This is a genomic window from Synoicihabitans lomoniglobus, assembly GCF_029023725.1.
Taxonomy (GTDB): Bacteria; Verrucomicrobiota; Verrucomicrobiia; order Opitutales; family Opitutaceae; genus Actomonas; species Actomonas lomonigloba.
In genome coordinates this window covers 1,735,868-1,762,568 of record NZ_CP119075.1, presented here as the reverse complement: position 1 = coordinate 1,762,568, position 26,701 = coordinate 1,735,868, and the positions used below count along the sequence as shown (strand labels likewise).

At 58.0% G+C, this 26,701-nt stretch carries 15 protein-coding genes and 1 pseudogene; 8 read left to right on the top strand and 8 right to left on the bottom strand.

Annotated elements, in window-relative coordinates; all coding sequences use genetic code 11:
- The first annotated feature begins 924 nt into the window (after nucleotides 1-924).
- From PXH66_RS06905 to tnpC (PXH66_RS06895), 3 genes are read left to right on the top strand one after another with little or no spacing between them, the layout of a single operon-like run.
- Nucleotides 925-1,458: an IS3 family transposase gene (locus tag PXH66_RS06905; RefSeq protein WP_345784023.1), complete on the top strand. Its 534-nt coding sequence runs from the start codon at nucleotides 925-927 to the stop codon at nucleotides 1,456-1,458.
- Between the two features lie 32 nt (nucleotides 1,459-1,490).
- Nucleotides 1,491-1,817: an IS66 family insertion sequence element accessory protein TnpB gene (gene tnpB / locus PXH66_RS06900; RefSeq protein ID WP_330932085.1), complete on the top strand. Its 327-nt coding sequence runs from the start codon at nucleotides 1,491-1,493 to the stop codon at nucleotides 1,815-1,817.
- A gap of 27 nt (nucleotides 1,818-1,844) precedes the next feature.
- Complete coding sequence (gene tnpC / locus PXH66_RS06895; protein ID WP_330932267.1) at nucleotides 1,845-3,395, top strand: IS66 family transposase; 1,551 nt, start codon at nucleotides 1,845-1,847, stop codon at nucleotides 3,393-3,395.
- Nucleotides 3,396-3,687: 292 nt separating this feature from the next.
- Here the strand turns inward: tnpC (PXH66_RS06895) and PXH66_RS06890 are convergent, their stop codons facing one another.
- The 6 genes and pseudogenes from PXH66_RS06890 to PXH66_RS23200 form a co-directional block, all read right to left on the bottom strand.
- Complete coding sequence (locus PXH66_RS06890) at nucleotides 3,688-4,143, bottom strand: DUF4304 domain-containing protein (RefSeq protein ID WP_330932294.1); 456 nt, start codon at nucleotides 4,141-4,143, stop codon at nucleotides 3,688-3,690.
- Between the two features lie 5 nt (nucleotides 4,144-4,148).
- The gene (locus PXH66_RS06885) at nucleotides 4,149-13,679 is read right to left on the bottom strand and encodes an RHS repeat-associated core domain-containing protein (protein WP_330932293.1); all 9,531 of its coding nucleotides are present in this window, start codon (nucleotides 13,677-13,679) and stop codon (nucleotides 4,149-4,151) included.
- A gap of 21 nt (nucleotides 13,680-13,700) precedes the next feature.
- Nucleotides 13,701-14,804 carry a thioredoxin domain-containing protein gene (locus PXH66_RS06880; protein ID WP_330932292.1) on the bottom strand — a complete coding sequence of 368 codons (1,104 nt, stop codon included), beginning with the start codon at nucleotides 14,802-14,804 and terminating at the stop codon, nucleotides 13,701-13,703.
- Nucleotides 14,805-14,854: 50 nt separating this feature from the next.
- Nucleotides 14,855-15,253, bottom strand: coding sequence for a hypothetical protein (locus tag PXH66_RS06875; RefSeq protein ID WP_330932291.1), 399 nt, complete (start codon nucleotides 15,251-15,253; stop codon nucleotides 14,855-14,857).
- A gap of 2 nt (nucleotides 15,254-15,255) precedes the next feature.
- On the bottom strand, nucleotides 15,256-19,050 hold the full coding sequence (locus PXH66_RS06870; RefSeq protein ID WP_330932290.1) for a fibronectin type III domain-containing protein: 3,795 nt from the start codon (nucleotides 19,048-19,050) through the stop codon (nucleotides 15,256-15,258).
- A 48-nt stretch (nucleotides 19,051-19,098) separates the two neighbouring features.
- A pseudogene (locus tag PXH66_RS23200) lies at nucleotides 19,099-19,656 on the bottom strand (glycine-rich domain-containing protein); the annotation flags it as partial.
- Here PXH66_RS23200 and PXH66_RS06860 point away from each other — a divergent pair.
- The gene (locus PXH66_RS06860) at nucleotides 19,558-19,848 is read left to right on the top strand and encodes a hypothetical protein (RefSeq protein ID WP_330932288.1); all 291 of its coding nucleotides are present in this window, start codon (nucleotides 19,558-19,560) and stop codon (nucleotides 19,846-19,848) included. The pseudogene PXH66_RS23200 and the gene PXH66_RS06860 overlap by 99 nt on opposite strands.
- Nucleotides 19,849-19,928: 80 nt before the next feature.
- On the opposite strand, the gene PXH66_RS06855 is transcribed toward PXH66_RS06860, so the two are convergent.
- The gene (locus PXH66_RS06855; RefSeq protein WP_330932287.1) at nucleotides 19,929-20,234 is read right to left on the bottom strand and encodes a hypothetical protein; all 306 of its coding nucleotides are present in this window, start codon (nucleotides 20,232-20,234) and stop codon (nucleotides 19,929-19,931) included.
- Nucleotides 20,235-20,593: 359 nt separating this feature from the next.
- On the opposite strand from PXH66_RS06855, the gene PXH66_RS06850 reads away from it, so the two are divergent.
- From PXH66_RS06850 to PXH66_RS06835, 4 genes are all read left to right on the top strand, one after another.
- Nucleotides 20,594-21,511, top strand: coding sequence for a response regulator transcription factor (locus PXH66_RS06850; RefSeq protein WP_330932286.1), 918 nt, complete (start codon nucleotides 20,594-20,596; stop codon nucleotides 21,509-21,511).
- A gap of 94 nt (nucleotides 21,512-21,605) precedes the next feature.
- A complete protein-coding gene (gene tnpB / locus PXH66_RS06845; RefSeq protein WP_345784022.1) occupies nucleotides 21,606-21,755 on the top strand; it encodes an IS66 family insertion sequence element accessory protein TnpB in 150 nt (49 codons plus the stop codon).
- 42 nt (nucleotides 21,756-21,797) lie between these two features.
- Nucleotides 21,798-23,303, top strand: coding sequence for an IS66 family transposase (gene tnpC, locus PXH66_RS06840; protein ID WP_330932285.1), 1,506 nt, complete (start codon nucleotides 21,798-21,800; stop codon nucleotides 23,301-23,303).
- An 88-nt stretch (nucleotides 23,304-23,391) separates the two neighbouring features.
- On the top strand, nucleotides 23,392-24,105 hold the full coding sequence (locus PXH66_RS06835) for a PIN domain-containing protein (RefSeq protein ID WP_330932284.1): 714 nt from the start codon (nucleotides 23,392-23,394) through the stop codon (nucleotides 24,103-24,105).
- Here the strand turns inward: PXH66_RS06835 and PXH66_RS06830 are convergent.
- Nucleotides 23,991-26,669 (bottom strand): bifunctional acetate--CoA ligase family protein/GNAT family N-acetyltransferase, encoded by a 2,679-nt coding sequence (locus tag PXH66_RS06830; protein ID WP_330932283.1) that lies wholly within the window; start codon nucleotides 26,667-26,669, stop codon nucleotides 23,991-23,993. The genes PXH66_RS06835 and PXH66_RS06830 overlap by 115 nt on opposite strands.
- Nucleotides 26,670-26,701: the final 32 nt, after the last annotated feature.

Here is a 26,701-nt window from a genome sequence, read left to right as displayed (position 1 = left end):
CGCCGAGCCGCAGTTGCGCTCCTGCGCGGACGTAGGCTGGTGCTCGGAAAGGACTCGGATACGACCACCGGGAGTGGCCTGACATCTTCACGCCCTTCGGCAAGGGCTTCTAAGGTCGTTCAAATCGTTGATCCAGAATGATCTCAAGTCACCCCACGTCTCAAATCCCCCATGATTTAGCCGTGAAATGATCCCGAACCCTCCCAAATTGGCCCAAATTTCGTCCCCGAGTATAGGAAAGCCGCACCGCGATTCCCCAAGATCTCGTCGATTCTTCGAATCTGCCAAAGCTGGACCTTCACCACGAGGGGTAAACTGTCCGTATTTCCAAAAATCAGCCCAACGGGCGGATTTTGTTTTAGGGGCCGACCGGCAAGGAAGGAATCGCTCGCAGCCACTCCGGGCGCGAGGCCATCCCGCAGCAGCGCGCCGGGGAGGAACCGCCGGGCGGTCCGGGCGCGTCCGCAACCGGTCCGTGGCGCAAGGCGTCAGCCGCGCAGCGACCAACGGGAGCGGGGCCGCTGGGCGACCGGATTCCGCGAACGCGGGAGCAGGGAGCGACGGGGCGAATATTACGGAGCCCTGCCTTCGCGCGCGATCTTAGCGCCCAGGCCGACTCCGCCTGCCCCACCAACAACCGCAGTCCGTCCGCGCCTTTGCGCAAATCCTCCACGCAGCCATACACGTATATCTGCTCCGCTTCGATCTTGGCCATCCCGCCAGACTATCACCCGGCGCTCTTCCCGACTACCTCGTGCCAGAACGGACGCTTACCCCCGACGCACACAACTTCGCTCTGGCAGCGCAAAAATACCGAAATATTAAACAGTCAGGATTGACCCTTTTTTCGTCCCCCCTTTTTTCGTCCCCCAGAAGATTGCGACCGCGTTTGGGCAGTCACGCCAATCCTATGGCTATCCTCGCATGACCTTGGAGCTACGCGCGCAGGGAGAACGGGTGAGCAAGGGACGCGTGGCCCGTTTGATGAGGGCCGAGGGCCTGCAAGGCCGTCCGTGCCGCGGCTTTCGCCCGCAAACGACCCAGAGCGACCACGACGGGCCGATCGCACCGAACCGACTGGCTCAGGTTGAAGCCATTACCGCTTGCGACCAAGTCTGGCAGACGGACATCACCTATCTGCCCACCCGCGTCGGCTGGCTCTACCTGGCGGTGGTCATCGACGCCTACAGTAAACGTGTGCTCGGCTGGGCTTTCTCCGCTTCCTTGGAAACGGGAATCGTCATCGACGCCCTACGCATGGCCATTGCTCGTCGACACGGCCGCTGCGCCCCGGGCCTGCTGCTGCATTCCGATCGCGGCGTCCAGTATGCCAGCGAACGTTTCCGCAAAATGTTGGCCGCTCACGGCATCACCGCATCGATGAGTCGTCGCGGCAACTGCTACGACAACGCCCTCGCCGAGTCCTTCTTCGTAAGCGTCCGTTATGGCACGTGGTAGTCGGGGCAGGGTCGGGCTGATAATGTGGCGGGATGGCTCGAATCGAAGCGGAACAGATTTACGTGTATGGCGGCGTGGTGGATTTGCGCAAAGGAGCGAACAGCTTGCGGACGTTGGTGGGCCGGCCGGAGCCGGAAGCGCTTTACGTGTTTTCAAACCGGTCAAGAGGCCTGCTGAAGTTCCTCGTCGTCGATGCGACGGGTGTTTGGTGCGGCACGCGACGTCTGCATCACCGGCGGTTTGCGTGGCCGGAAAGTCCGGACGGTCAGGAGCGGCTGACGCGTGATGAACTTGCGTGGCTGATCGCGGGTGGAGACGTGAAAAAGTTACGTCTAAAGCGCACTTTGGCTGGCCAATAGCGGGAGGCCGGATACTGTATCCGTATAGTGGCGACAGTTAATCCACCAACCGATCTTCAGGAGGATGATGAGGCGCAGGTTCTGCGTCTTGAATGCGAACGACTGGAGCAAGAAAACCATGTATTAGGCACGGAGCTAAAGGCGCTCAATGCGGAGATGGCTTACATGCAGCGCCAGTTGGAGGCCCTGAAACGCAAGCTGTTCGGACAGTCGCGGGGTGAGCAGGTCAGCGAGGCGCAGTTGAACTTGGCTCTCGACGAGATGGAGCGGGAACGCGCGCAGCAGGAGGAGGTGCCCAAGGAGGTGATTGGCTACGCCCGCCGTCGACCTCAGGCGGAGGAGTCGCAGGCCCGACTGCCCGAAGACCTGGAGACGATCACCGAGGAAATCATCCCGGAGGAGGTGCGGGCCGAACCGGAGGCCTACGAGCGCATCGGTGAAGAAGTGACCGAAGAACTCGATGTCCAGCCGATGAAGGTGATCCGTCGCCGGATCGTGCGACCGAAGTTTAAACGCAAGGGGCAAGCCGCAGCGGCGCCCTTCATTGCGCCGCTACCGGCCCGGGTGATCCCGGGCGGACTACCCGCCGCCGGTTTGATCGCGTTCCTCTTGGTGGCCAAATATGTGGACCACCTTCCTCTCTACCGATTGGAGAAAAGCTTCAAGCAACGCTTCGGCGTGAAGCTACCGCGTCAGCGCCTGTGCGACTGGACCGGATACGCCATCGAGAACTGGCTGTTAATCATCTACCACTCGATCCGGCAGGGATTGATCGGAGGCGACTACTTGCAGATCGATGAGACGCCGATCCGTTATCTTGACCCGGATCGCAAAGGACAAAGTAGCCGCGGTTACCTCTGGGTTTATGGACATCCAGGAGGAGACCTGTGCTTTGATTGGTCGCTGGGCCGGGGTAAAGCCGCGGCCGAGGCCATCGTGTGCGAGTTTACCGGTCTGCTGCAAAGCGACGGCTACCAAGTCTACGACCGGGTGAGCGAGGGTCGCGAGATCACGCAACTCGGATGCTGGGCGCACGCGCGTCGACGGTTCTACGACGCCTACCAAGCCGGTGAATCCGGGGCGGCGCATTACTTGGTGCTCATCCGCGATCTCTACGCGATCGAAGCGTCATTGCCGGCCGAGGCGAGCGTGGCGCAGGTCGCGGAGATCCGGGCCGAACGCAGTGTGCCAGTCCTCGCACAGATCAGGCAGTCATTGGACGAAGATATCGACACGCACATGCCCAGAACCGCCATCGCTGATGCCATCGGTTACGCCCGATCCCAGTGGAGCAAGCTGACCGCATACGTGCAGCACGGGCAAACGCGCATCGACAACAACCTCACCGAACAAGCCATCCGCCCCACCAAACTCGGGGCCAAGAACTGGTTGTTCATTGGGCACCCCGGTGCGGGCAAGCGCGCTGCGATCATCTACACCATCCTCGAATGCTGCCGCCGCCATAACGTCGAACCTCTCGCTTACCTCAACGACGTGCTCCATCGCCTGCCCGGCATGACCAATCACCAAGTCGCTGCCGCCAAACTTACCCCGCGCGACTGGAAACCCGCGGCCTGAGCGTCAACCCCTTCCGCATACGCGGTAGAACGGAAGCTTACCCTGCTTCGGGCGCGATCTTAGCGCCCAGGCCGACGCCGGTGGGGTTGCACTCTGGTGGACTGGAGCGACTCGCAGGAGCGCAGGGAACGAGCAGACGACGTGACAGACTGGAAGGAGTCGAGCAAAGCGAGACGACCGGAGGGCTGGCGCGGCGTGTGCCGCAGGGGCGTGTGCGCCTCGGGCGCGTCGTCACGCGTTGCGAGCCGTCAAATGGAGCAGTTTTTCAAGGTCAAGACATGACGTCTTTTTGCTACCTTTGGTCCAACAAATCTCGAGCCTCTTTTTTAATCATTAACCCAGAAAAACGACCGGCCTTATAGCTACGTCGCAAACCATCCATTGTTCTATTCTCCAAAAAGAATGGTTTCAAACTTTCTGTTACGAACTGCCTGATATGCTCAAGCCGGTTGGCATCACATTCTTGCCCTAGATTCAAGAGTTCATCCAGGTTGATTTTATTTTCAGCAAAAAGGACCGAAGCACGACCTCTTACATGACAGTCGCGCTCCTCAGGAAATTCGCTAGAGCCGATTTCTCGTAACTCAAAACCAACGTTCATAAAATACTGATTAGCGTAACTCGATTTCTGCAAACCAACAAAAATGTTAACTGCTTCTCCACGGTTACTCCACGCTTTACCTTTTCGCCTGAAACCCATTCCAGATAGCTCAGCATCGAAGGCTTTAGTCAGGTCTTTTGCATCCATCACGGTCAGTAAGTATCCACCACGCCTTTCCATTCCTCTCCAGTCATTTCTTCCAGTTCTTTTCGATATTTTTCAACCTGACGCTCCCCCCGCTTAACCGCGTTCGGATTATCTGGTTTCAATTCTCGAACTGTTCTCGTCTCGAAGTTCACCGCGTCGGCTCTCTTTCCACTATCTAGGGTAACCTCGTGCTGGTAACCCTCGCCCGTTGCATTTTGATAATTTTTATGAGCTTCACGTCCTCGTGCCGCTGACGCGGAGTCACCACCAGAACCACTCGCAAATGTTCCATCAGCATTGCGAGGCTGTCCGCCCTTCGCAGCAACTTCAGTCGTCGGGGGAGATTTCGAATCGACTTCCACACGCTTCGTATCGACTGCGACATCATCCAGTCGGCGTTGAGCTTGGCTCGCACCACCGGCGGCATCATCCACTTTGCCGGACAGTGCTTTTGTGGCACGCGATGCAGCATCACCGATTTCGTCAGCATGCTTGGCTAGCGCGCCGGCCGTCGCATTGATCTGCTTACCACCGGGTGCGAAGTCGGCCACGATTCCCACGCCTTCGCCAACTCCAGCGATAACTTCCAAAACACCGATAGTCACATCGAGTCCGCTCTCAGCATTGGCGATTTCAGTGAAGCCCTTCTCCATGTGAAGGGTGCCCGATTTGTAGCCTTCGACTGCTGGATCAACCACCGCAGCTTTGCCAAACGTGCCGTATTCAGCCGAGCCCCACCATCCACTATCTGGATCCCAGAAGTAACCCGTGGGATCGGTCATCGTGAGCGGGTTGTTCAGAACGTAACTATAACGATTATACGACTGAAGGTTGCCCGGAGCCTGCACTACGATGTCCGCCGAGAGGAAGCGCCCAAGCAGCGGATCATAGATTCTGCCGTTCATGTGCACGAGGCCGAGGTCGTCCAACATTTCGTGGCCGGTGAAGCCGCGGGGGGTCAGATCGTCCGGACCGCCTTGGGTGGTTAAGATAGTAGGCGCGCCACTCCAATTGAGCGGATCACGGCGTTCTCCCCATGCGTCGTAACTGTAGATGGTATCACGCCCTGCTTCATCCGAAGCGACGGCGCCTCCGTTGAAGTTGGTGATCGTCTCAATCGATCCGAGGTGGTCGTGGTGATAGACCAGACGACGATGTTGCGAACCCGTGCCTAGATTTCCATCGATTTCCACCGCACCACTGGTTCCAGAAGGAGTGCCTACGTAGATCCGGATACGATCGAGTTCGAGTGCCGTTTGACTGCTGTTGAGGGCGTAATCCGCCTCCAGCCCGCCTCCGACGTAGATCTTCTTGCCTGAAAAACTCGTCGCTGTGAGCGCGCCATTTGGAATCGCATTGAATTCATGCTGCACCACGCGCTGGCGATCGGAATTGTAGTGAAAGCCGCGGCCTATTCCGTTGCGGGCGATCCACAGCGGCTTGTCAAAGCCGACCCACTTGGTCGTCACGCCATCACTACGGGACGATAAGTTGCCGTTGGCGTCGTAGGCATAAGTGAGGTTCCAGGCCGAGGTAACCGCATGCGGGTGATTGCTATCGCCATAGGCGTAGGTGGCGGATGCTACCCCATCGACATCCAACTTGGAGGTGATCCGGCCATGATCGTCGTAACCCACAACGCCTGTCTGGGTTGAGTCGACCATGCGGTTCACAACATCATAGGTGAACGTCTCGCTGAGGGACCCGTCCTTGGTCCGCGTCTTGAGGTTTCCGAGGTCGTCGTAGGCAAATCCGAGGGCCTGCACGCCAGGCGTCGAGATGCCGGTCAGCAATTCGTCCACGTCATCATAGGTCCGTGTGGTGGTGTAGCCTCCATTGGAAAATACTTTCGGGCGGTCGAGGTGGTCGTAACTGATCGCGGACCACCAGGTATTCCCATCAGTGGTCGTGATCTGACCCACGTAGCCCAAGTTGTCATGAGTGGTGGAGAATCCGAAACTCCGCCAGATATTGGGAGCCGCGGGATCGAAAACGTCTTCGGTACCGCGATGCCGCCAGTAGTAGTCCATCTGATCGGGCAAATCGCGGGTGTCGTCGTAACCGCTGGTGGTGTAAAACCACATGTCGTCGATGTGATGGACCACCATGTGGACCCGTCCGGCATCGTCGTAGGTGTAGGACCGGGCATTGCTGTAATTCGCGTAGGGAATCGAACTGCCACTGTGCTCTACTGAAGCACTTTGGAGCGCACCGATCCATCCGGCATCGCCCGGCTCCACCGAGTTGGGAGCGCCGGCGGCGGCCAGTTCGTAGTAGATCCACTCCGCGGACTCGGTCTCCGCCCCCTGCTCGGTGACGCGCGAGAGGGGCCGACCGAGATCGTCGAACACGAAGGTAGTCTCGGTGTTCTTGGCATCCTTTTGCCACACCACTTGGCCACGGGCATTACTCTGGTAGGTCCAGAGCCCCTTGTCGGGATCGTCGAGTTTCGTCTGATTCCCTAAGTCGTCGTATTCCGCGAGGATGGGGTCTCCGGTCTGTCCCTTCAAGTGGGTCTCCCGCATGCGACCGAAGCCATCGAGCACAAAGGTCAGAGACGCTCCAGTCGATGCGGTCAAAGTCGGGTTATCGGTGGTGCCTGCCAAATTGTTGGCGTTCCAAATCTTCACTGTCTCGCCTCGAGCATTGGCCAATGTCGTGGTGACCTGATCGCCGGCGTCGGCGTCGCTGACCACAGTCATTTCCGTCACCAGGCCATCATACACGTTGTGCGTCGTGGCACCGTTGGGAGCGGCGATCGATTTCGCCCGACCCAATTCGTCGTACAATGTCTCCGTCCATCGGTCAGGGGCAGAACTGGTATCCGGATTGGAGACCGCAGCGACCTGGCCAAGCACGTTGTAAACCGTGTCGGTATAAACCGCCCCGGCGGCACCATTTCTAACCGCCCGGATCGGACGCCCCAGTCGGTCGAAATAGGCAATGCTGCTCGGTCGGTAGTCGGGAGTCGCGACCGTGCGGTAGGCAGCCGTATGACTATAGGATTCCTCAGTTCCGGTCGACATCGTGTGCGACACCGACTGCGTGGACGGCTCGTAGTCGATCGTGGTCTTTCGGTTGGTGAGGCTGGTGATCCGCCGCGTTTCGGTTGGTCGGCCCAATGCATCATAGGCCGTGGTGACCTGCACCCCGTTGGCATCTGTCGCCGAGGTCGGCAGGCCCAACCATTCATGATAAACGGTTGTTGTGGTATGCCCATAAGCGTCCGCGGTGACGGTTGGCTGATCAAAAACATCATCGAAATCCGTGGCTTGGTACGAAATGTAGGTGCCAATGCCCTGCCGGTCGGACTTGCTGCTTCCCGTCACGGTCGTCTGTTGAATGCGACCCAGCGAATCGCGAACGTGGTTGGTCGACACGTCGAGCTTGTCGTTGGCGCTGTCGACGGTTTCGGTCTCAATCAAACTGGAGTTGTTGAAGTATCCATAGGTCTTCACGGCCGCCGCAGGCGTGGTGACACCGGGAGAAACCGCCGTGCGTGCTTCTCGGCTCACGCGTCCGACCATCACGGTTCCGTCAGGAGCCTCGGCGTAATTGTAGTCGACGGTCTCGGTGAAATCATCGCCGTAGTTTGTGGAAAGAAGTTCAAGATTACCCTCATCTATCTTGCCCGGCAGCGGGTCGTGAATGCTGGCGAACCCGCCACTACCGACTCCAGCCACCGTATTTACGTTTTCGTTACCCGAATTGGTGGTATCACTGGGATTGAAACCGGCGGGGAGCCCCGCGAGGGCCGTCTGTGGACCACCTTGGGCATCAAACACGGAAGCAGCTGAAATCACCACGTAGGCGTCGTCACGGTCATCGACACCAAAGAGTTCGCTACCTGCGGTGTTGGTGAACGCCTTGTCTCCATCTTCCCACCGATACTCGATTGCTTGAGAGATGAACGGATACAGCGTGCCGTGGGGACCGGTCGAGCCCGCCGCATCCGCCATCACCTTGTCGAAGACGACGGTGTTGTCATGGGAGCTGAGCAGGTTAAAGGCGTTGGCCCCGGTGGGACGGTAGGTCTCCTCTCGCACCGTAAGTCCGGTCATGGGGAACGACTGCGCCAGGAATTGGTACCTGAGCAGCGAAGTCTGATGGTCGATCGTGATGAAGCTCTGGAATCCGAGCGAACCACGGCCGGCGAGATCGAGACGACTACCGGCATACTGGTAGCCAAACGTGGCGGAACTGGGTCCCCCACTGTCATGTTCGACTTGGCTGACCACATAGTTGGCGTTTCTCAGCTCGCGAATCGGATACGAGACCGAAGCGCCCGGCGTGTAAATCAGGTCATCGGTAATGGGTTCGTAATTGATCGTCGTCGTGCGCCCCAAACCGTTGGTCACCATTTGCAAGCGTGGACCGGGTTGGCCCGAACTCAGATACAGGCCATCGATACCGGGCACGACCTTGCGGGAACTGGCCGCGAAAGTGAAATCCGAGATACCATCGCCATTGAAATCCAACTGCCGCCGCGTGTGAACATCGGGATCGGTGTCCTCAGCCCCGATTTTGGGGCTAGGATTCCAATTCAAGCTGGAGAGCTGCGGAGCGGAAAAGCGATCACCCTCCGAATACATGACCCACCAACCCTGATTGGCGCCGGACAGTTGGTCATTGTACCAGACGTAGTCCTGTTTGCCGTCATGATTGACATCATAGAGCAGGTTGTTGTCCGAGGGGGATGAGATCCCGAGCGACAACAGTATCTCACGCTTCGCCGGGTCTTGGCTACCAGCGAGTAACTTGATATTGTTGTAGTTACCGCTGCTCCAGTTGTTGGGGGTTATCTTGTCGAACCACGGCCTGACGCCCGTCTGACCGGCCAGGGTGTAACTGGGGGAAATGCCGCCGTAGGCTTGCTGGAAGGAAGGAACACCGTGACTCCCCTCCGATAGGAAGAGCAGATGCCTGAGCACATAGGCGGACTGAATGCCGTAGGCGTTTTCGATCACCTCGGCTGGCGTCAGCACCAAGAAGTCGGTCAGGCCGTCGCCGTTGACATCTCCGGGCATGATGAGGTGGGAGGAGCTGCGATAAATATTTGTCGCGCTTGCGGACCAACCACGGCCGTTCACAATCCGCCGCTGGGAGAACGTGCCGTCGGGCTGGCTGGTAACCGCATATAGATGTTTCAGTCCGTAGACATTGGAACCAGTTCCACTAAAACTACCTCCCCACGAATTCCATTGGGAGGTGGTCTCGATCCAAGCGTAATCCATCCGACCGTCTCCATTCAGCTCACAAGGAATCATGGATACGGAAAAATTACTGAGACGCTCGTAACCGAGGAACATTCCGATGGTGCGATGGGCGGTGTCCCAAATCGCCAAACCGTTCAACGCATTGGCTCCAACATCGCTCTTTGTCGGGCCGCCGAATGAGCTGCCGAGGGAAGCGCGTAATTGAAGATCTCCGTCGTAGCGGTGAATAAGAACATCATCGCGACCGTCCCCGGTGAAATCCGCCCACATGATACGGTCGGCAACAGCACCTTTTTCTTCGTTTTGAATCATGAACGGTGAACTGGTGCCCTGCCCTACGTTGGTGGCATTCGTGAATTCGTCCGTGATTGTTATGGTAGCACCGGGCAGGGAAACGAACTTGGTGCGATCGGAACGCAGGACAAAGAGCTGATGGGAACCACCTGTCGACTCCGCCGGGTTGCCGTAAAGAATGTCGGCAAGACCATCACCATCAATATCTCCCGTCTGAAAGAGCGCAGGAACGCCATGCCAAGTGATACCTGGAGTCCAATTGCTGGCAGAACCGAATCCGGCGTCCGTTCCGAGCGAAACAAGTATCCCTGTCGACGAATCCGCGTCGATGAGATCAGTGCGACCATCGCCATTGACGTCTGCAAACGTGAACGGAGTTCCCGCCTTACCATGGGCCGCACCACTTACGGGGTCGATGGCACTGTGCCCAGCGGATTCGATCAGCGGCGCGCCTTGGTAAGTGTGGGTGGGCGCACTGTCCCACCAGTCGAATTCCGAGGCGGGCAACCGCATGAAGCCCGAGCCATTCCCATTGCGGAAGTAGGAATGCACGCGTTCAAGCCGGGTTACACCATGGTTCGTTGCATAGGTGTAATCCAAATCGTAATAGGCCACCCGAGCTCCATTGAACGAAATGTCGATCGCATCCAGCCGACGCGTCTGACTAAACTTCTTGCCCGCGACGTATTGCAGAGATCTATCGTGTCGCTGACCGGCCGTGCCCTCGGCACTCGTGTTATAGTATAGAGTTACCGCGCCCTTAGCTGTCACACTCTCATCGGGATTGGAGGTATAGTGAATGTCTTTGAGTACGTATTCGCCCAATCGTTGACCTGCGCCATTGGTCACGTCTTGATAAGAAAACGTCACGGTGTTTCCGATCGGGTCGGAAACCTGTTTCAGTGCGTAACGGTAAGCCAGTTCATTGGTCGACTCGGCTGACGTTTGATAGCCATCAATACCCGATCCCGTGTACTTTCCGAACTGGTAAAACAAGCCGTTCTTGTCCGACAAGGTGAACCCATCGATCGACTGACCCGCACTGCCGGATAGACTCGTGGCGGTGACAACCACGAAGGAGTCGACCTCGGTTCGATACGTGCTACCCGACTTCCCGCGGGTGGACTCTCCGGAGGTGAGGATGAGACGTTTTCCATCGAGATAGAACTTGTCGGCGGCGTCAAAATGGACCGCGCGCACTTGCCCATCGCGGGCAAGAATATCACGACCGCGCATGATCGCTTCGGGAAAACCCGTGCTGAGTGAAAATCCGATACCGAGCAGGCCATTGCCAGCGCCGCTACTGTAGTTGAGCGACAACGAGGGTTGCATGCCGCCACGACCAGGCGGAATTCGCAGGGGGATTGAATAGTTCGCGGAACCGCGATTATCCACTTGGAGGTCTCCTCCCAGGGTGCCCACTCCCAAAGTTGCCGGAGAAGGCGTGGCGGGCGTGGGATCACCGGTCAAAGTGCCGAAGAGGTCATTGCCATTGCCCACCGCCCCTCCGCCGGTGATAGCAATATTCAGGATCGCGGTGCCGACTGCACCAGCCGCGTCGACCGACTCGGCCGTGAAGACCACCGTTTGGGCGACGGATTCAACCTGGTAGGCAACCGGGCTCTGGATGGACGCGTGCCCTTGGGCACCTCCCGGGATGGTCGGTTCTTCGGAAACAAACTCCTCGCCGTTGCGGCTCAAATCCAAACGAAGCAGGTTGGCCGGATTGTCAGGATCAGTCGCGATCGCGTAAATTTCGAACACTTCATTCGCCGCAATCGAAACGGTCTGATTGTTGGTCAACGCCGCGTTGTTTAGATACCAGACGACATTCGCTTGGGTATTGGGCGGCGGGTTAACGACCACCGTGACCGCATCGGTCGCCGTGCCGGAACCACCTGTCGCGGAAAGGGTGTAGGTGTGATTTCCCTCCGGTAGCCCCGATACCACGTGACTCCCGTCAGCGGGTAGCGGGTTCGGCAAACTGGAAAGATAGGGTCCAGACAAGGAGCGGGAGTTCGCATAATCGGTATCCCAGGTCAGGGTAACAGTTCCGGGAGCGTTCACGGGGTTGGGGCTCGCGGACAAGCTCGCGGTGGTCGTTCCGTGAATGACGAAGGAGTCGGTCCGAGTAACTGTACCCGTGGGACCGCTGGCGGTGAGCGTGAACGTATGCGTTCCCACGCCGAGACCGGATATCGTGTGATCGCCGTTGAAGGTGTTCCAGCTATGACCACTGAGGTTTCCGGTAACCGATATCGTATCGGCATACGCGCTGTTCCAGTATACCCGCGCCGCTCCGGGCGCGTAGGCGTTGAGCACATCCACATCAATATCCGCAGTGAGCGGGGGAAGATTGGTGCGCGCCGTCAGCGTCGAACTCGTGGTAGAGTGAAAGTGCTTATCGTTCGCAGTTACGGTGATATTGTAATCTGTGTCGGGCTGAAGGTTGTTCAACCACCAAGACTCCGCATCGAATCCGATATTGGCTGAACTAGTGGATCCCCCCACCGGGGCCCACTGAACCGTCTGACTGTTGACATCCGTGGCAGTCGACTTCGTCCAGAACACCTCCATCGTTTCGCTGCCCAGCGTACCGACCTGCAGTCCGGTGGGAGGAGGCGGCGGCCCATCGTCGTCAAGGAATCCAACCGGCACCACCTCAACCGTGATCGTGCGAACATCGTGCGATTGTCCCGTTTCCGGGTAGGGGTCCTGTCCGTAGACCTGAAAAGTGTAGACCCCGACTTGGGTAGGCGTAAAGGCCCAGGTGTTGACGAAAGCAGTCGTCCCGCTGGGAATCGAGGCTGAGCCACTCGTGGGATTGCCCATGGATATCGGCACAACATCATTGGGGCCTTGGTAGGACATGAGGACTTGCGTCATGTTGCCATCCGCATCTTGTAGATTGGCGCTGAGAGTCAGTGTATCCCCGACTTCGATACGCGAAACGGATTGGCTATTGAAATCGACGGTCTGGGGATAGACGTTGTGCTGATCGACGTCTAGGGCCACCCCAGTTCCACCGCTTATCCACCCACTGCCGTCGGCGGCTATCACCCAGTATCGGTAGCTCCATTTGTCTGGCTGACCACCGTAACGCACGAAGGTTTTCTCGACACCCAAACCGTCCGCAGAAAGGACCGGTGGCTCAAACTCACTATATTCAACAACGAGGTGATTGACCCCGCTAAAATCCAGTCGATAAGCCGTATAGACCACCGACATCTGCGCCAAATCGTTGTCCGGGCTGTCGTGAGCCCATGCTGTAAAGGAATAGGTTTGGCCGATGAGTACCGGCAGCACTGAACCGATTGAATACTCTTGGCCATTTTGATCCCGCATTCCCCGAACGGGAAGATTAGTACCGGTCGATACAATCGAATGTGTGGTCGTTGCACTCGGCTCACCGTCACTGTCCACCGCCCACGCAGTCAGCGTAAGCACGTCGCCTACGTTGGGTGGAGCCTGAAACGTGCGGGTATACGTCGCTAAACCCACGCCGCCCCAAGTTTGCGGATACTGGGTGCCATACTGGTCCTGTACGACAATGCTCGTAAGGTTTCCATCGGCATCACTGGCCTGGACCGTTACCGTAAACGACTGATTTCGACCAATCATTGTCGGTGTCGTGCCCCACCCCGTCACCGTTGGCGCATCATTTCCCGGGAAGTAGTCCACCGTGTGAAAGACGCTCTCGGTGACATCAGGTGATCCACCCGACGCCACGGTCATCGCGAAAATCTGGTATTGAGACTCACCGGTTCCGACAGCAGTCGTCGTGTAGGAAAGCGTCATGCTGGTCGGGGAGCCGGACGTGTTCGCAGACTTCATGGTGACCCCGGCCTTACGGATCTCAAATGTCGCGAATCCTCCCGAGGTGGAGGTTACTTGGGCAGTAACCGTGTAGGCCGTTCCTTCCTCAGCTGAATTTGCGGTGCCCCCCGGCACCCATTGCGCGGTTATCGCGGCCGAGGCGAGAGCCGTTGAGAGTGTAGCCAGAAAGATTTGGACGAGAATTCGCATGATGAGGGGTACTCGCATGGATCAGTTGGTCGCTTGGAGGAGGATGGGCAGTTCGGAGGGATGCCCTCGACCCACGAAATTTCCGGCGGCATCGACGACGTACACCGCCGGGGCTTCCACCGCCGGCATGCTCTGAAGCAAGGCACCGTCTGCCCCCAGGATGCTGCTGTAGTAAGAATCTGCTGGCGGCAGATCGGCCTTGGCCTCCCGCGCCCGCATCGTATTCGCGTCGATATTTACCGAAACAAGCGCGGCTCCGCTCGCGATTCCGTCGGCGACAAGCTGGTGGCTGTATCCGCCCGACTGCGCGGTTGCCGACCAAACATAAAAAACGAGCGGCCGACCCAGGTAAATCGAGGAGGAAACTCTCAATCCCGCTTCATCCTCCCAAGAAACTTCAAACGGACTACCCTTCAGTTTCTCGATCTCGACCGTCTCGCGTATCCGCCGCTTGATATTCACGGGCAGCGAAAGGAGAAGAAATCGATCTGCTATCTCCTGCTTTCGATCGATCGGAGCGGATTCGACAAGCGCAACGATGGACTGCCAAACGTCAGACTGACCCGGAAAACGCGCAAACAACCTCTCTGTATTTCTCAAGGAAAGAGAAAAATAGTCCGAGGCGGTGGACTCAGTATCCGCATATTCCTGATGGACCGCTTCACCGGCGACCTCCAGCTTCACCGCCTCATCGACCGTCGCGTCATCTTGCAGATTCCGAGCAATCCTTCGCGCCTGTGCCCGCAGCTCAATGTCTCCCGCCGCCACGGCACCGAAAAGACTGAGTGCTTCGATGCGCTTCGCCTCCTGCAAAGCCGCACGATCCGTCGAAACCGCACCACGCCCCTGTTCGATACGGTCTATCAGTATCCGCGCGCTGGCCGCGGATTGCCGATGGTTCGCGGCAATCTCCTGACGGTTTCGTTCGCGAGCCTCAGCAGACTGGTCTGCTCCCGGCGACCTCCGACCACGTCCATCTTTGCGGAAAGTGCCGCGCAATGCGGCAAGCTCTTCGTCCACTGAGAGGTCAGATTCAGTTCCCGCCGACGCAGGATCAGTTTTGTTCTGACCAGGTGCCGCATCACTCTTGCCTTGAGCAAAGGAATTGACCGAAAGAACGGTCAAAATGAATAGGAATCGCAGGGCGTGGGGGTACATATCTGGAGGTGGTTTAATTACGGAGTCGGTCGGGCCTGATCTTTCGACTGACCTTGCAGCGCCTTGCCGACCATCGTCCGAAGAACGATTCGGTTTTCCGGGGAGTCAGGATTTGCCACCTTCTCTTCGCGAAGGGGCGCATGAGCGGCCACCATGGCCAGGCTTCGCCGAAGCTGGATCTCGGACGGACTACCCGGTGGCTTCGCGATCGGCTCCATCGCAGTTGCAGTTGCCACCGAATCAGCCTGCGGAGGCACAACATCCGTCTCTTCCGCTACCACTGGCCTCTTGGTGTCACCGAGATCATGATTCGTTGTCGACGGTTGTTCTCGGACGACAGCGTCGGGCCAGAGCACCCAAGCGATTCCCGCAACAAGTAGAGCGCTGACAAATACGCCGAAAATACGCTTCTTCATGATCAGATTCCACTGGGGATTACTCTGAGGGATTGAGCATTCACCTCGTACTGGTCGCCGTCCGAATCCTTGATATAGAACGTCGGATACGACGCGGGATTGGAGACCGAGAGGAGGCTGTCACCACCGGAACTCGCGGTCGGAACCAACGGATTTGAGCCGCTCAAGAGCTCTTCCAAATCGGGTATCCCATCTCCATCGGAATCGACGGCACCCGGATGCGTTCCCAGAGCAAATTCTTCCCAATTGCTGAGGCCATCCCCGTCAGAGTCAGACGCTACACCACGATCATAGTGGCCGGGATTGAGTCCATGCTCGGTTTCCCAATCGTCGGGCAAACCGTCTTTGTCTGCATCCACGAACACGGGGTTAGCCGTATTGAAGTAGAGGTCATCGACCCACGAGGTGCCGCCGGCGCCACCTCGCAACTTGAGCAAGGAAAGGGACGACTGTTGATCATCAACGAAACCGATGTCCCCAATACTCGGTTGGCTATCGACATAGAGATCCCAGACCTTGTTCTCGAAATCCAAGCGAACGGTCAACCGCGCCCATGCATAGGTGCCACCGGATCCGTCAATCGGGCGAAGGACACCGGTGGCCAACCAGTTTCCGCCACCGGAGCCATCACCTGCCCAGGCTCTTACTTCGGCATCCGCCGCACTGCGTCCGAACCCAATCCTGGCAATACCAAGATCAACTTGGGCGCTCGAGCCCTCAGCGATTTGAACGTTGGGTCTGAGGAAAATGTCGACGAACACCACGTCCTCGCCCGATAGACCCGTAAGTCCAAGCGTGGCTTGTCCGGGCGAAGAGCCACCCGACAATTCGAGCCCTAGGTTACCGGTCAACTTGGCTCCCGCAGTAACATTCGCGGCACCTTGCGGAACCGCCCAGTTACCTTGATTCGAAAGGTCCCCCGTCGAGAAGGCTTCAAAGTCGACCACCTCTGGGAGCACACTCGATCCATTGACCGTGAGCGTGAAACTTTGGGTTTGCGTTCCACCCGAATTTGTTGCCCCCAGGGTGAATGTATACGTGCCCGACTGAGTAGGCGTTCCGGAGATGACACCAGACGTGTTCAAATTCAAACCAGGCGGAAGTGATCCCGCCGTGACGCCGTAGCTCGTGGCCGTGCCATCGGTTGAAACCGAGAAGGATTGGCTGTCACCAACAGTTAAACTCCAGCTTGCAGGCGACACAATGGTCACCTTGGTGGATACGGTAACTTGGCCCCACGCCGATTCATTGCCTGCATTGTCCAGTGCACGAACCTTGACCGTGTGCGTGCTTCCTGGATTCAAGCCACCAATGGCCTGCTGTGTATTCGTCAACGAAATAACCGCACCTGAGTTTAGTTGATATTCGTAACCCGCGACACCATGATTGTCGGTTGAAGGTGACCACAATACAGTGAATCCGGAGGCGGAAATTCCGCTAGCGATCGGAACTGGAACAGTCGGGGGGGAGTCGTCGGTGGTGATTATTGTAGTCGCCCAACCTGAGAGATTGCTGGCGGCATCAAGCGCCCGGACTTTCAAAGTATAAGCAACCCCTTGCGCAAGGTTCGTGAACGTTTTCGAGTTTGCGGTGAGGTATTCGACGGTATTCGACGCCAATTGCATTTCATAGCCAACCACACCCACATTGTCCGAGGCACTCCAACTGATGGTGAGTTCGGTAGCAGAAACATTAGTGGGCAATCCAAAGACAGGGATAGACGGCGAGCTACCATCTACAGTGGTGACGTTCAGGGCGGTGCTCCATCCGGACCAGTTTCCCGCCCCGTCTCGAGCCCTCACCGTCATTGCATAGGTCGTTACCTCCGACAGTCCCGAGAGTAGCAAGCTCGTTCCTGAGGTGGTTCCCAGCGAAGTGGCACCTCTGCGTACTTCATAAGCAGTGGTCCCTACATTGTCAGCTGAGGACGCCCAAATCACAGTAAAACCCGAACCTGATATATTTGAGGCCGCGAGCCCACTCGGCGTTGCAGGCGCCGAGACATCACCGGTCAACACTGGCAGATTCGAGCTCCAGCCCGACCAATTACCCGCAGCGTCGCGCGCGCGAACTGCCATCGAATAAGTCGTGTACTCGGCCAGCCCAGACAATCCCATACTAGTGTTGGAAGTCGTGCCTAACGACACACCATCTCGACGAACCTCGTACAAGGTAACCCCCACATTATCCGCTGGAACCGACCACGTTAGAGTGAAACTCGATCCGCTGATTCCCGACGCAGCAAGCCCGCCTGGTATTGAGGGTGAGGATACATCGACGGTCGTGACGCTCAGCGCCGAACTCCATCCGGACCAGTTGCCGGCCGCGTCCCGGGCACGCACGGTTATGCTGTAGGTCGTCGCGTCCGCCAAGCCGGACAATGTGGCAGTGGTGCCGGCCTGAGTACCCAATGAAGCAGAATCACGTCGAACCTCATAACCGGTCACCCCGATGTTGTCAGACGATGCCGACCAATTGAGTACAAAACTGCTGCCGTTCACGCTACTAGCCGCCAGACCTGTAGGCGCACTGGGGGGACCCGAGTCGACTGTCGCAACAGTCAGAGGAGAACTCCAACCCGACCAGTTGCCCGCCGCATCGCGCGCCCGAACCTTTATGGAGTAGTCAGTTCCCTGCGTTAGGCCTGTCAGGCTAGCGCTAGTGCCGACCTGTGTTCCCAACGACGTCGCATCCCGCAGCACCTCGTAGCCAGTTACACCCACGTTGTCCGATGCTGCGTTCCATGACAACGTGAAGCTGGTCGAACCCACGGAACTCGCCCCTAACCCGGTTGGAATCCCCGGTGCCACCGTATCTGAGGTCGTAACGTTGTATCCAGGGCTCCAGGCAGACCAATTACCGGCAGAGTCCCGCGCCCTAACTGTCATCACATAGGTCGTCGCCGGAGAGAGACCTCCTACGGATATGCTGGTTCCGGCCACGGTTCCAAGCGACGTCCCGCTGCGCCGAATCTCATAAGCCGTGATCCCGTCATTGTCCGTCGAAGGCAGCCAGGAAAGTGTGAACGAGGAACCCGTGACACTTGATGAAAGTAACGAACCGGGGACCGTCGGAGCAGCGGTATCCACCACTTCAATGTCCGGCGTGTGGGTGCCCCACCAACCGCCGCCCTGCCACTGATAGCCGGTTTGATCCGCGTCCTGCGCATGAGCCCACATGTCCCAAACCCCTAGTTCAGAGGCCGCGTAAGGGCCGAAGGTGTGAGAACCTGAACTTCCAGACGCTCCCACCTGCACATAGTCGATTTGATCGCCAGTCGCATCGTGGAGCCTCGAATACAATTGCGCCAACCTTCCGTCGGGATCTGAACCGCTCACCCGAATGTAGAAATTATCGCCAAGATTAACGGGGGCCCGTCCACTGCCGTTAAGGCCGATAACACCTTGGCTTGAATTCAGGATTTGGGCAGACACGGAAGGATTTCGATTGGTCACCACATAGTCCCCTGTCTCAGTCCAGCCCGAGTTGGCTCCAGAAAGGTCCCATGCGTAACAACGAAACCGGTAAACCGTCCCGGGAATACCCGGCGTGATCCCGTTCGGGTTGGAAGTCGTGGCGTTGCTGTTGCCGCCGTTGGCGCCCGCCGGGTCATTTGCCAGAGCGGTCCAGTCCCCGCCATTGACCCGATACTCAACGTTGATGCCGCCAAGATTCCAATCGGAGTCATGGCCGGTCGCGCGGACCGGAAACCAACCGCCATAGATTATCGGCGAGGGGGGCGGAGTATGCCATGTCGTGGTCGGGGCCCCATTGGTCGGGGTAAGATAACGAATCACGACGACTCCGCTACCGCCGTTGCCACCAAACGCGTCCATGTTTCCCCCTCCACCACCGCCGGAACCCGTGTTGGCGGCCGCATGACCTCCTTGGCCCGCCTGATATCCGCCATTCCCGGCTCCGGCACCTCCGCCGGAACCACCGGCGAAACCTCCACCTCCACCGCCACCAAACGTGCCCGCCCAAGTCGTAAGTGCCGAACCGCCATGGACTCCGTTGCCGGGTGCACCGGCACCGCCTCCGCCTCCACCATAAAATACACTGCCGGTTGCATTCCTGTTTCCATGGTTACCTTGTCCAGAGGTGCCGTTACCTCCCTGCACCCCGCCTGAGGGATAGCCGTCTGCACCACCAGAGCCTCCCACATTGCCGTACTGGTTCATTCCAGTACCTGCACCGCCCCCTTCCGCAGAGAGACCAAAGGCGGAGGAACCGCCACCGTTGTTACCGGTATACGGATACCACGTGCAACCTGCTCCCCCAGCCCCCACGGCAATGTTATAGGTTTGAATCCCCACACTCACACCACTCAAAATTCGCACACCTCCGGCACCACCACCACCGGCATGCTGATGGCCACCTCCACCTCCACCACCGACAATCACCACATCAACCGTCCCGATGTTTTGGTTTACGGTGAATGTAGCGCTACCGGTGAACGTATGTACAGTGTAGGGACCGGCGGTCGTAACCGTTCCTCCGTTAGCTGGATTAGCCAAAACCGCACGGGCACCAGCAACGAGCATGATCAGCAAGGCAAAGCCGTAACGCATTTGGTTTCGACGGCTGACGGCTAGAAATCGTAAGGGCATGGAGAAAAATCGCAGCGCTCTATCTAACGTTTGTTTGCACCAGGAAGGGAGGTAGATCCTGTGCCTCAGCCCCCTCCGCGTGGATTAGGCACTCGCTTATCCGGTGGTGGACCACGTCGATGACGGTTCATTTCGCCACCAATCCGGTCAATATGAGCCGACTTTCCAGGGTGGGTTTCCTTGGCCTTTTGTAGAATCAAAAAGTCCCGCTGTTCCATAAGTCTTTCGATCCGCTCGGTCAGAGCACGTACCTCGGGATCCTCAAAGGCCTCCACCAGAAGATCCCTAGTAGCACTGAAGTCTTCGCGCGACATTCCAAGGACAAGTTCGGTCGAGGCCGGTGCGTCGGAAGGTGAGGGTTGGGCGGCCATGGGTAGGTGCATTGCTACCGCAGAAAAAACTATGAGCGGACCCGAACGGATGAGTAGAAAACGCGCCGATATGTTTGTCGAAAGACTCATGATAGTTACTATATATAAGTTATATTGGGGATTAATACCTATACTCCGAACGTGAAATCTAGTAGTGACACCAATAATACGTCACTAAAACGAATGATTTCACTTCAGCTGCGTCGATGAGTAAATCCTTCAGACTGCCCTATTTAGGGTATGCAGAATCCGAATCCACTTAAAATACTGTAATTTAAATATTTACGAAATAAATAAAAGAGTCATCCGAACAAATACCGCCTTCTCTCTACCTTATTTTTGACACCAAGGACTTGACTATGCAAGTCCATCAAATTGAAGTTTTTGCACGACTCGCACACTACCCAAATACCTTAACCGAATCTCTGGCCGGCTCTCGTATTGCATACATGTTGCACTTAAGCACCCCCACCTCAAACAGCCCTAAAGCATTAAGAATACTTATCGTCGAGGAATTCGGATGGCTTGCCTCTCTACTCCGCGAAAACCAAGCACACCCGAATCTTCGAGCCTTCTCAAAAGCCAAACTTTCCTCCATCTCGGTCGAAGTTGAATGGAAACAGTCATGCGCTGAAGCGTTGGTGGCGACTCGAATAATTCAGCCTGATTTGATCATCGTCGAGGTCGGATTGCCGGATGGCTGCGGCACAGAAATCGTCGATTCCCTACTCACCGATTCGCCACATTCGCGTATCTTGGGATTTTCGGCGTTAATGAACGAACGAACAGTTAAAAGAATAGTAGCCGCGCGTTTTCATGGCTTCATCCCCAAATCGTATTCGACGGTCACGGAACTTCGCATCGCAATTCCCATGCTGTTACGTGGGGAGTCTTACTACAGTCCCATTTTCGATTGCCTGCGAAAGAAACTGCTCCGCGACCCGCAATTTCACGGCCATTTCCTGACCAACCGAGAACTTGAGGTCCTTGAGTTCGTTGCTCAGGGGTTCGACGATGCGGAAGTTGCGGAAGCATTGATGATCGCAACCGGAACCGCACACAAGCACCGGCAATCACTAATGCGGAAACTCGATGTGCGGACCTCCCTCAAACTCCTACGACGCGCACTCCAACTAGGATACGGACGCATCACGTCACCAACATTATCTCCGGAGATGACTCAGATCATAGAATCACCCCGCAAATCAACTGACACGTTGTGCTTCTCAGACGCTATCGAAGGTTCCGTCGCGGCCCCAACGTTTCCAGCACACTGAGTGATCCTTGGCATGTGAGCGATAGCTGTAGCCCAATCTCCGATGGTGACATACCCGGATAAAAATCCTCTACTGGGACGGCAGCGGGGCCTGGGTGCTGACCAAACGTCTGGAGAAAGGTGCCTTCTCCTGGCCGCGAGGCGGCGACGGAAACCAGCTGCATCTGACACCGCAGGCCTTGTCGATGCTGCTGGGCGGAATCGACCTGAAAGATGGAGCGAAAAAAGCCTGGTATGAACGGTGAACCGGGTTGCCTTCAGGCGTATCCCGAGTATGGATACGAAGCATGCCGCCCGCTGAAGTCCTCTACGCTGAAAACCAAGCGCTCAAGGCGGAGCTGGCGCAGCGCGACGCTCTGATCGGGTGGCTGCAAAAACAAGTGTTTGGCGGGGGCAAGAGCGAGAAGCTCGATCCGTCGCAGTTGAAGCTCAAGCTACTCGACCAACAAAAATTGATCGAGCAAACGGCCACGCCTGAGACGATCAGCTACGAGCGGCGGCGGGCCTCACGGGAGAGGGTGCCGTTGCGGGCCGAGGCCTTCGCGCACCTGCCAGTGAAAGAGACCGTGGTGATCGAACCTGAAGAGGTGCTGGCAGCCCCGAATCAGTTTGAACGCATCGGTGAGCAGCGCAGCTTCGAGGTCGATGTGGTGCCACCGAAGTTGTTCAAGCGCGAGTTCGTGCTCCCGAAATATCGGGCGAAGAATCAAGCCGATCGCGCGCCGGTGGTGGCACCAGCACAGGTGCGTCCGGTGGAGGGTGGCTACGCCTCGGCCGGACTGCTCGCCTGGGTGCTGATCAGCAAATACCTCGACCACGCTCCGTTGTATCGGCTCGAAAAGATGTCGGGCCGCTGGGGCGCACGCTTGCCCCGGCAGAGTATGGTCGAGTGGGTGCGCATCGCCTCCGACTGGTTGGAACCGATTTACACCCGCATGCACCGCGGGTTGCTTGAGTCCGGTTACGTGCAGGTCGATGAGACGCCGGTGCGTTGTCATGACCCGGATCAAAAACGGGGCAAAACCAAGGACGGGTGGCTGTGGGTGATGAATCGCCCCGGCGGCGACGTGGTCTTCGACTGGCGATTATCGCGCCAGCACGGGGAACTCACGTCCTTGGTCGAAGGCTTTGCCGGGGTCCTGCAATCCGATGGCTACGGTGCGTATGCCGCGTATGCGGCGGCGCATCCCGAGGTGCGTTGGGTGGGCTGCTGGGCGCATGCCCGCCGCAAGTTTTTTGAGGCCCAGGGAGAGAACCCGCGTGTGGCCCAATGGATCCTGCGCTCGATTGCCTGGATGTATCATCAGGAAAAGCACTGGGACGAAACCGGACTCGATACCTCACAGCGACAGCAACGACGTGAACGCGACTTTACCCGCCGACTTTACTGGTTGCGGGTGGTGGTGGCTCGGGTGCGCGAACAGGTATTGCCCCAGTCTGGACTGGGCAAAGCCTGCGCCTATCTGCTCGGACAATGGGCCCCACTTTGTGAACATCTGCGCCACGGCGAAACTCGGTTGGACAACAATCTGGTTGAAAACGCCATCCGACCTTCCGCCTTGGGAAAGAAGAACTGGCTGTTCGTTGGCCATCCCGACGCCGGACAACGCTCGGCCATCATCTACTCGCTGGTGATCAGTTGCCAGCGCCACGGACACGACCCGTTGATTTACCTGCGCGACGTGCTCACCCGATTGCCCCAACGCCAGCCCGGGGCCGACATCACCGACTTGCTGCCCGCCAACTGGAAACCACCAGTCGAAGTCGAACGACCCACATCATCGCAATCGTAACGATCCCGACATTGAAGTCGTAAGCATTGCGACGCCACTATCATCACCATCGCTATCCGCCATTAAGGTCGCCTCTCGGACGCCTACGATGAATCCGCGCTATCTTGATACCGGCTTGGACCTGAAGCTGATTATCACGGCTCCACTGGTTTTCACCGTTACCGCCTATGCAGCGCTGCAACGGGCTCCCATTTGGTTCACTCGAATCGTCGCGCTGGAAATTGAAAATACGCTGCAGGCCATGCGCTTCCGCCGATCGTTGAGCCCTTCCCAACTCACTGCAGCGCAAGCCTTGGTCGGTCACCTCTGCGATGAGGGCAAATTCGTGATGGCCGAACTTTCACTCGATGCCATCGCCGCAGAGATGCATCATCTCACATCCACCGTCACCGCCTGGATGGGATGCCGAACATTGGATCCCATGCATATCGCGGGGGCGATTCTGTTACAAAATCCCAAGTTTTTTTCAACCGACAAACGGCAACTGACGAGTGCCAAACTCGCCGGTCTCACGACCGTGAATCTTTCCTCCAGCAACGCATGTACGGTAGCGGTCCCATCCACAACTGAAAAGATGTGGCCTGGCGATGGCGCGAAAGCCATGGGAGAAGTTATCCCGAGTGACCGTCTTAACCGATCGGCGCTTTCGGCGAAAGCGCCCTACCCTTCGGATCTACGGCGACCGTTTCAGTGGGCGCAGACCCAGGTGGCGCGGACGGGATTTTGGCCGGTCGAGAAGGTGAACTTTCGCTTCCGGAGGATGTGGTGCATGGCGTGGTTGTCGCCGAGGAAGTCGGCGTAGATGGAGCGGTATTTGCGTTGGCGCGCGACACTGAGCACGGCGTCGGTGAGCACGTTACCCAGGCCCATGCCTTGCCAGGGGTCGGCCACGACAATGGCGAACTCACTGGTCTCATGGTAGGGGTCGCCAATGACCCGCGCGACGCCGACCATTTTGCGCACGCCGCGCTCGCGCATCTCGGCGACGATGGCGACTTCCCGATCATAATCGATCTGGGTGTAGCGAATCAGCATCTCGTGGCTGATGTCTTTGATGAGCTCGAAAAAACGGAAGCGCTGGGTCTGGGGTGACATGGCACGAAACATTTCCGCCTCCAGCTGTTCGTCCTCGGGGCGAATCGGACGCAGGCGCACGGTTTTGCGATTGGCGAGGCGAACGGTGCGTTCGAGTTCGCGCGGATAGGGCGTGACGATGAGGTGGCGATAGGGCGCGGCGTGGCGAGGCGGAGGCGCGGGATCGAGCACGATCTTGGCGTCGAGCGCGACAATGCCGTCGGCGTCGACGCCCAGCGGGTTGATGTCCATCTCGGCGATCTCCGGAAAGTCCATGATCATGTAGGAAAACCGGTAGAGCAAAAACTGCAGCGAGCGCATATCGATCGCCGCCATGCCGCGATAACCGGCGAGCAGCGTATGGATCTTGGTTTTCTCAATCATGCGTTTGGCGAGGGCCATGTTGAGCGGCGGTATCCCGATGGAGATATCCTTGAAGACTTCGACCCCCACCCCGCCCGCTCCGAAGAGAATGACCGGGCCGAAGACGGGATCCATTTTACTGCCGAGGAAGAGCTCGTATTTCTTGGTGACCATTTTCTCGACTATCACCCCCTGCAACTGCGCTTTCGGGCGAAGTCGGGCGGCGTCGCGAGTGATCTGGCGAAACGCGAGCATGACCGCGCGCTTGGAACGAAGATTGAGCGCCACGCCATTGACGTCGGTTTTGTGGAGGATGTCGGGCGACATGATTTTCATGGCCACGGGAAACCCGAAACCGGCGGCGCGACGGGCGGCATCGGCGGCGGTGGCGGCGTGCGCGTGGGGCGGAGAAATCAGGCCGTAGTTGGCGATGAATTGCTTGGCTTCGTTTTCGTTGAGGGCGTGTCGTCCGGCATCGCGCACGCGAGCCAGCAGGCGTTGATTGACGGCAGTCTTGGGTTTGAATTCCGCGGGCACGGATTCCGGTGTTTCCGTGAGCAACTCCTGATTACGGGCATAGCGCGCCATGAGATTAAAACACGTCACGGCCTCTTCCGGATTGTCGTATACGGGAATGCCTTTGGCGGTGAGTGCGCGCGTGCCGGACGCGACGTCGGCCGCGCCCATGAAAGCGGCCAGAATGGTTTTGTTGGAAGTGGCTGCGAGATCGCCCAGGGCCCGACCGATCTCGTCGGCGTTGGTCATGGCCTGAGGCGTGAGAATGACGAGAATGCCATCCACGTTGGGCTCATCGAGGCAGTGCCGCAGGGTTTCGGTGTAGGGTGTCACGCCGGCATCGCCGAGCACGTCGATCGGGTTGGAATGGCTCCACGCCGCCGGCAACACCTGGTTGAGCTTCTCGCGCAATGTCGCGGAGAGCGGGGCCAACCGTCCGCCCTGGGCGATGTGCATGTCGGTCGCGATGACACCCGGACCGCCGGCATTGGTAATGATGAGCAGCCGGTTGCCGCGAGGCCGAGGCTGCATGGAGAGCGACTGGGAGATATTAAAGAGCTCCTTAATCGTGTTCACGCGCGCGACGCCTGCGCGCTCGAAGACGGCGTCGTAAATGGCGTCGTCACCGGTGAGACTGCCGGTGTGCGAACTGGCCGCAGCGGCGCCTTCGGAGCTGCGCCCCACCTTCAGCACGATGATCGGTTTGGTGCGGCCAATCGAGCGCGCGGCACTGATGAAGCGCTTCGCATCCCGCAACGACTCCATGTAGATGAGGATGCTCGACGTGCCGGGGTCGGTCGCGAGGTAGTCGAGCAGATCGTGGTAACCGATATCGGCCATGGAGCCGATCGAAATGAAATGACTGAATCCGACGCGATCACGTATCGACCAGTCCAATACGGCAGTGCATAGCGCGCCGCTTTGCGAAATAAAGGCCAGCTTGCCCGGGAGGGCCATGCGGGCGGCGAAGCTGGCGTTGAGACCGATCGGCGGACGGATGAATCCCAGGCAGTTGGGGCCGATGATCCGCACTCCGGCCTGACGCGCGGTGCGGACCAGTTTACGAAACAATGCCGCCCCCGCTCGGCCGGTTTCGAGGAAGCCGGCGGTTATGACGACGGCATTGCCGATACCGCATTGGCCGCACTCTTCGATCACACCCAAAACATGCGTGGACGGAGTGGCGATGATGGCGAGATCGACGCGATCGGGAATCGCCCGCAACGTCGGATAAACCTTGGTCCCGCGCATGCTGCGGTGCTTGGGGTTTACCGGATAAACCACGCCGTCGAAGTCGCCGCCCAGAGTGTTGCGTAAGAGCGCGTTACCGACACTGCCCGGTCGGTTGCTCACGCCGACCAAAGCGATCGAGCGTGGGTTGAAAACAGTTCGGAGGCTCTCGAATGTATTCACGATACACGGGGGTTTTGAACGAGTTCATGCGG

Bases quoted from the DNA above. Each gene is read 5' to 3' on its own strand.
- tnpB (WP_330932085.1), top strand. From the start codon at position 1,491: ATGGCTCGAATCGAAGCGGAACAGATTTACGTGTATGGCGGCGTGGTG.
- PXH66_RS06905 (WP_345784023.1), top strand. From the start codon at position 925: ATGACCTTGGAGCTACGCGCGCAGGGAGAACGGGTGAGCAAGGGACGC.
- tnpC (WP_330932285.1), top strand. From the start codon at position 21,798: ATGCCGCCCGCTGAAGTCCTCTACGCTGAAAACCAAGCGCTCAAGGCG.
- PXH66_RS06890 (WP_330932294.1), bottom strand. From the start codon at position 4,143: ATGGATGCAAAAGACCTGACTAAAGCCTTCGATGCTGAGCTATCTGGA.
- PXH66_RS06875 (WP_330932291.1), bottom strand. From the start codon at position 15,253: ATGAAGAAGCGTATTTTCGGCGTATTTGTCAGCGCTCTACTTGTTGCG.
- PXH66_RS06850 (WP_330932286.1), top strand. From the start codon at position 20,594: ATGCAAGTCCATCAAATTGAAGTTTTTGCACGACTCGCACACTACCCA.
- PXH66_RS06885 (WP_330932293.1), bottom strand. From the start codon at position 13,679: ATGCGAATTCTCGTCCAAATCTTTCTGGCTACACTCTCAACGGCTCTC.
- PXH66_RS06835 (WP_330932284.1), top strand. From the start codon at position 23,392: ATGAATCCGCGCTATCTTGATACCGGCTTGGACCTGAAGCTGATTATC.
- PXH66_RS06855 (WP_330932287.1), bottom strand. From the start codon at position 20,234: ATGGCCGCCCAACCCTCACCTTCCGACGCACCGGCCTCGACCGAACTT.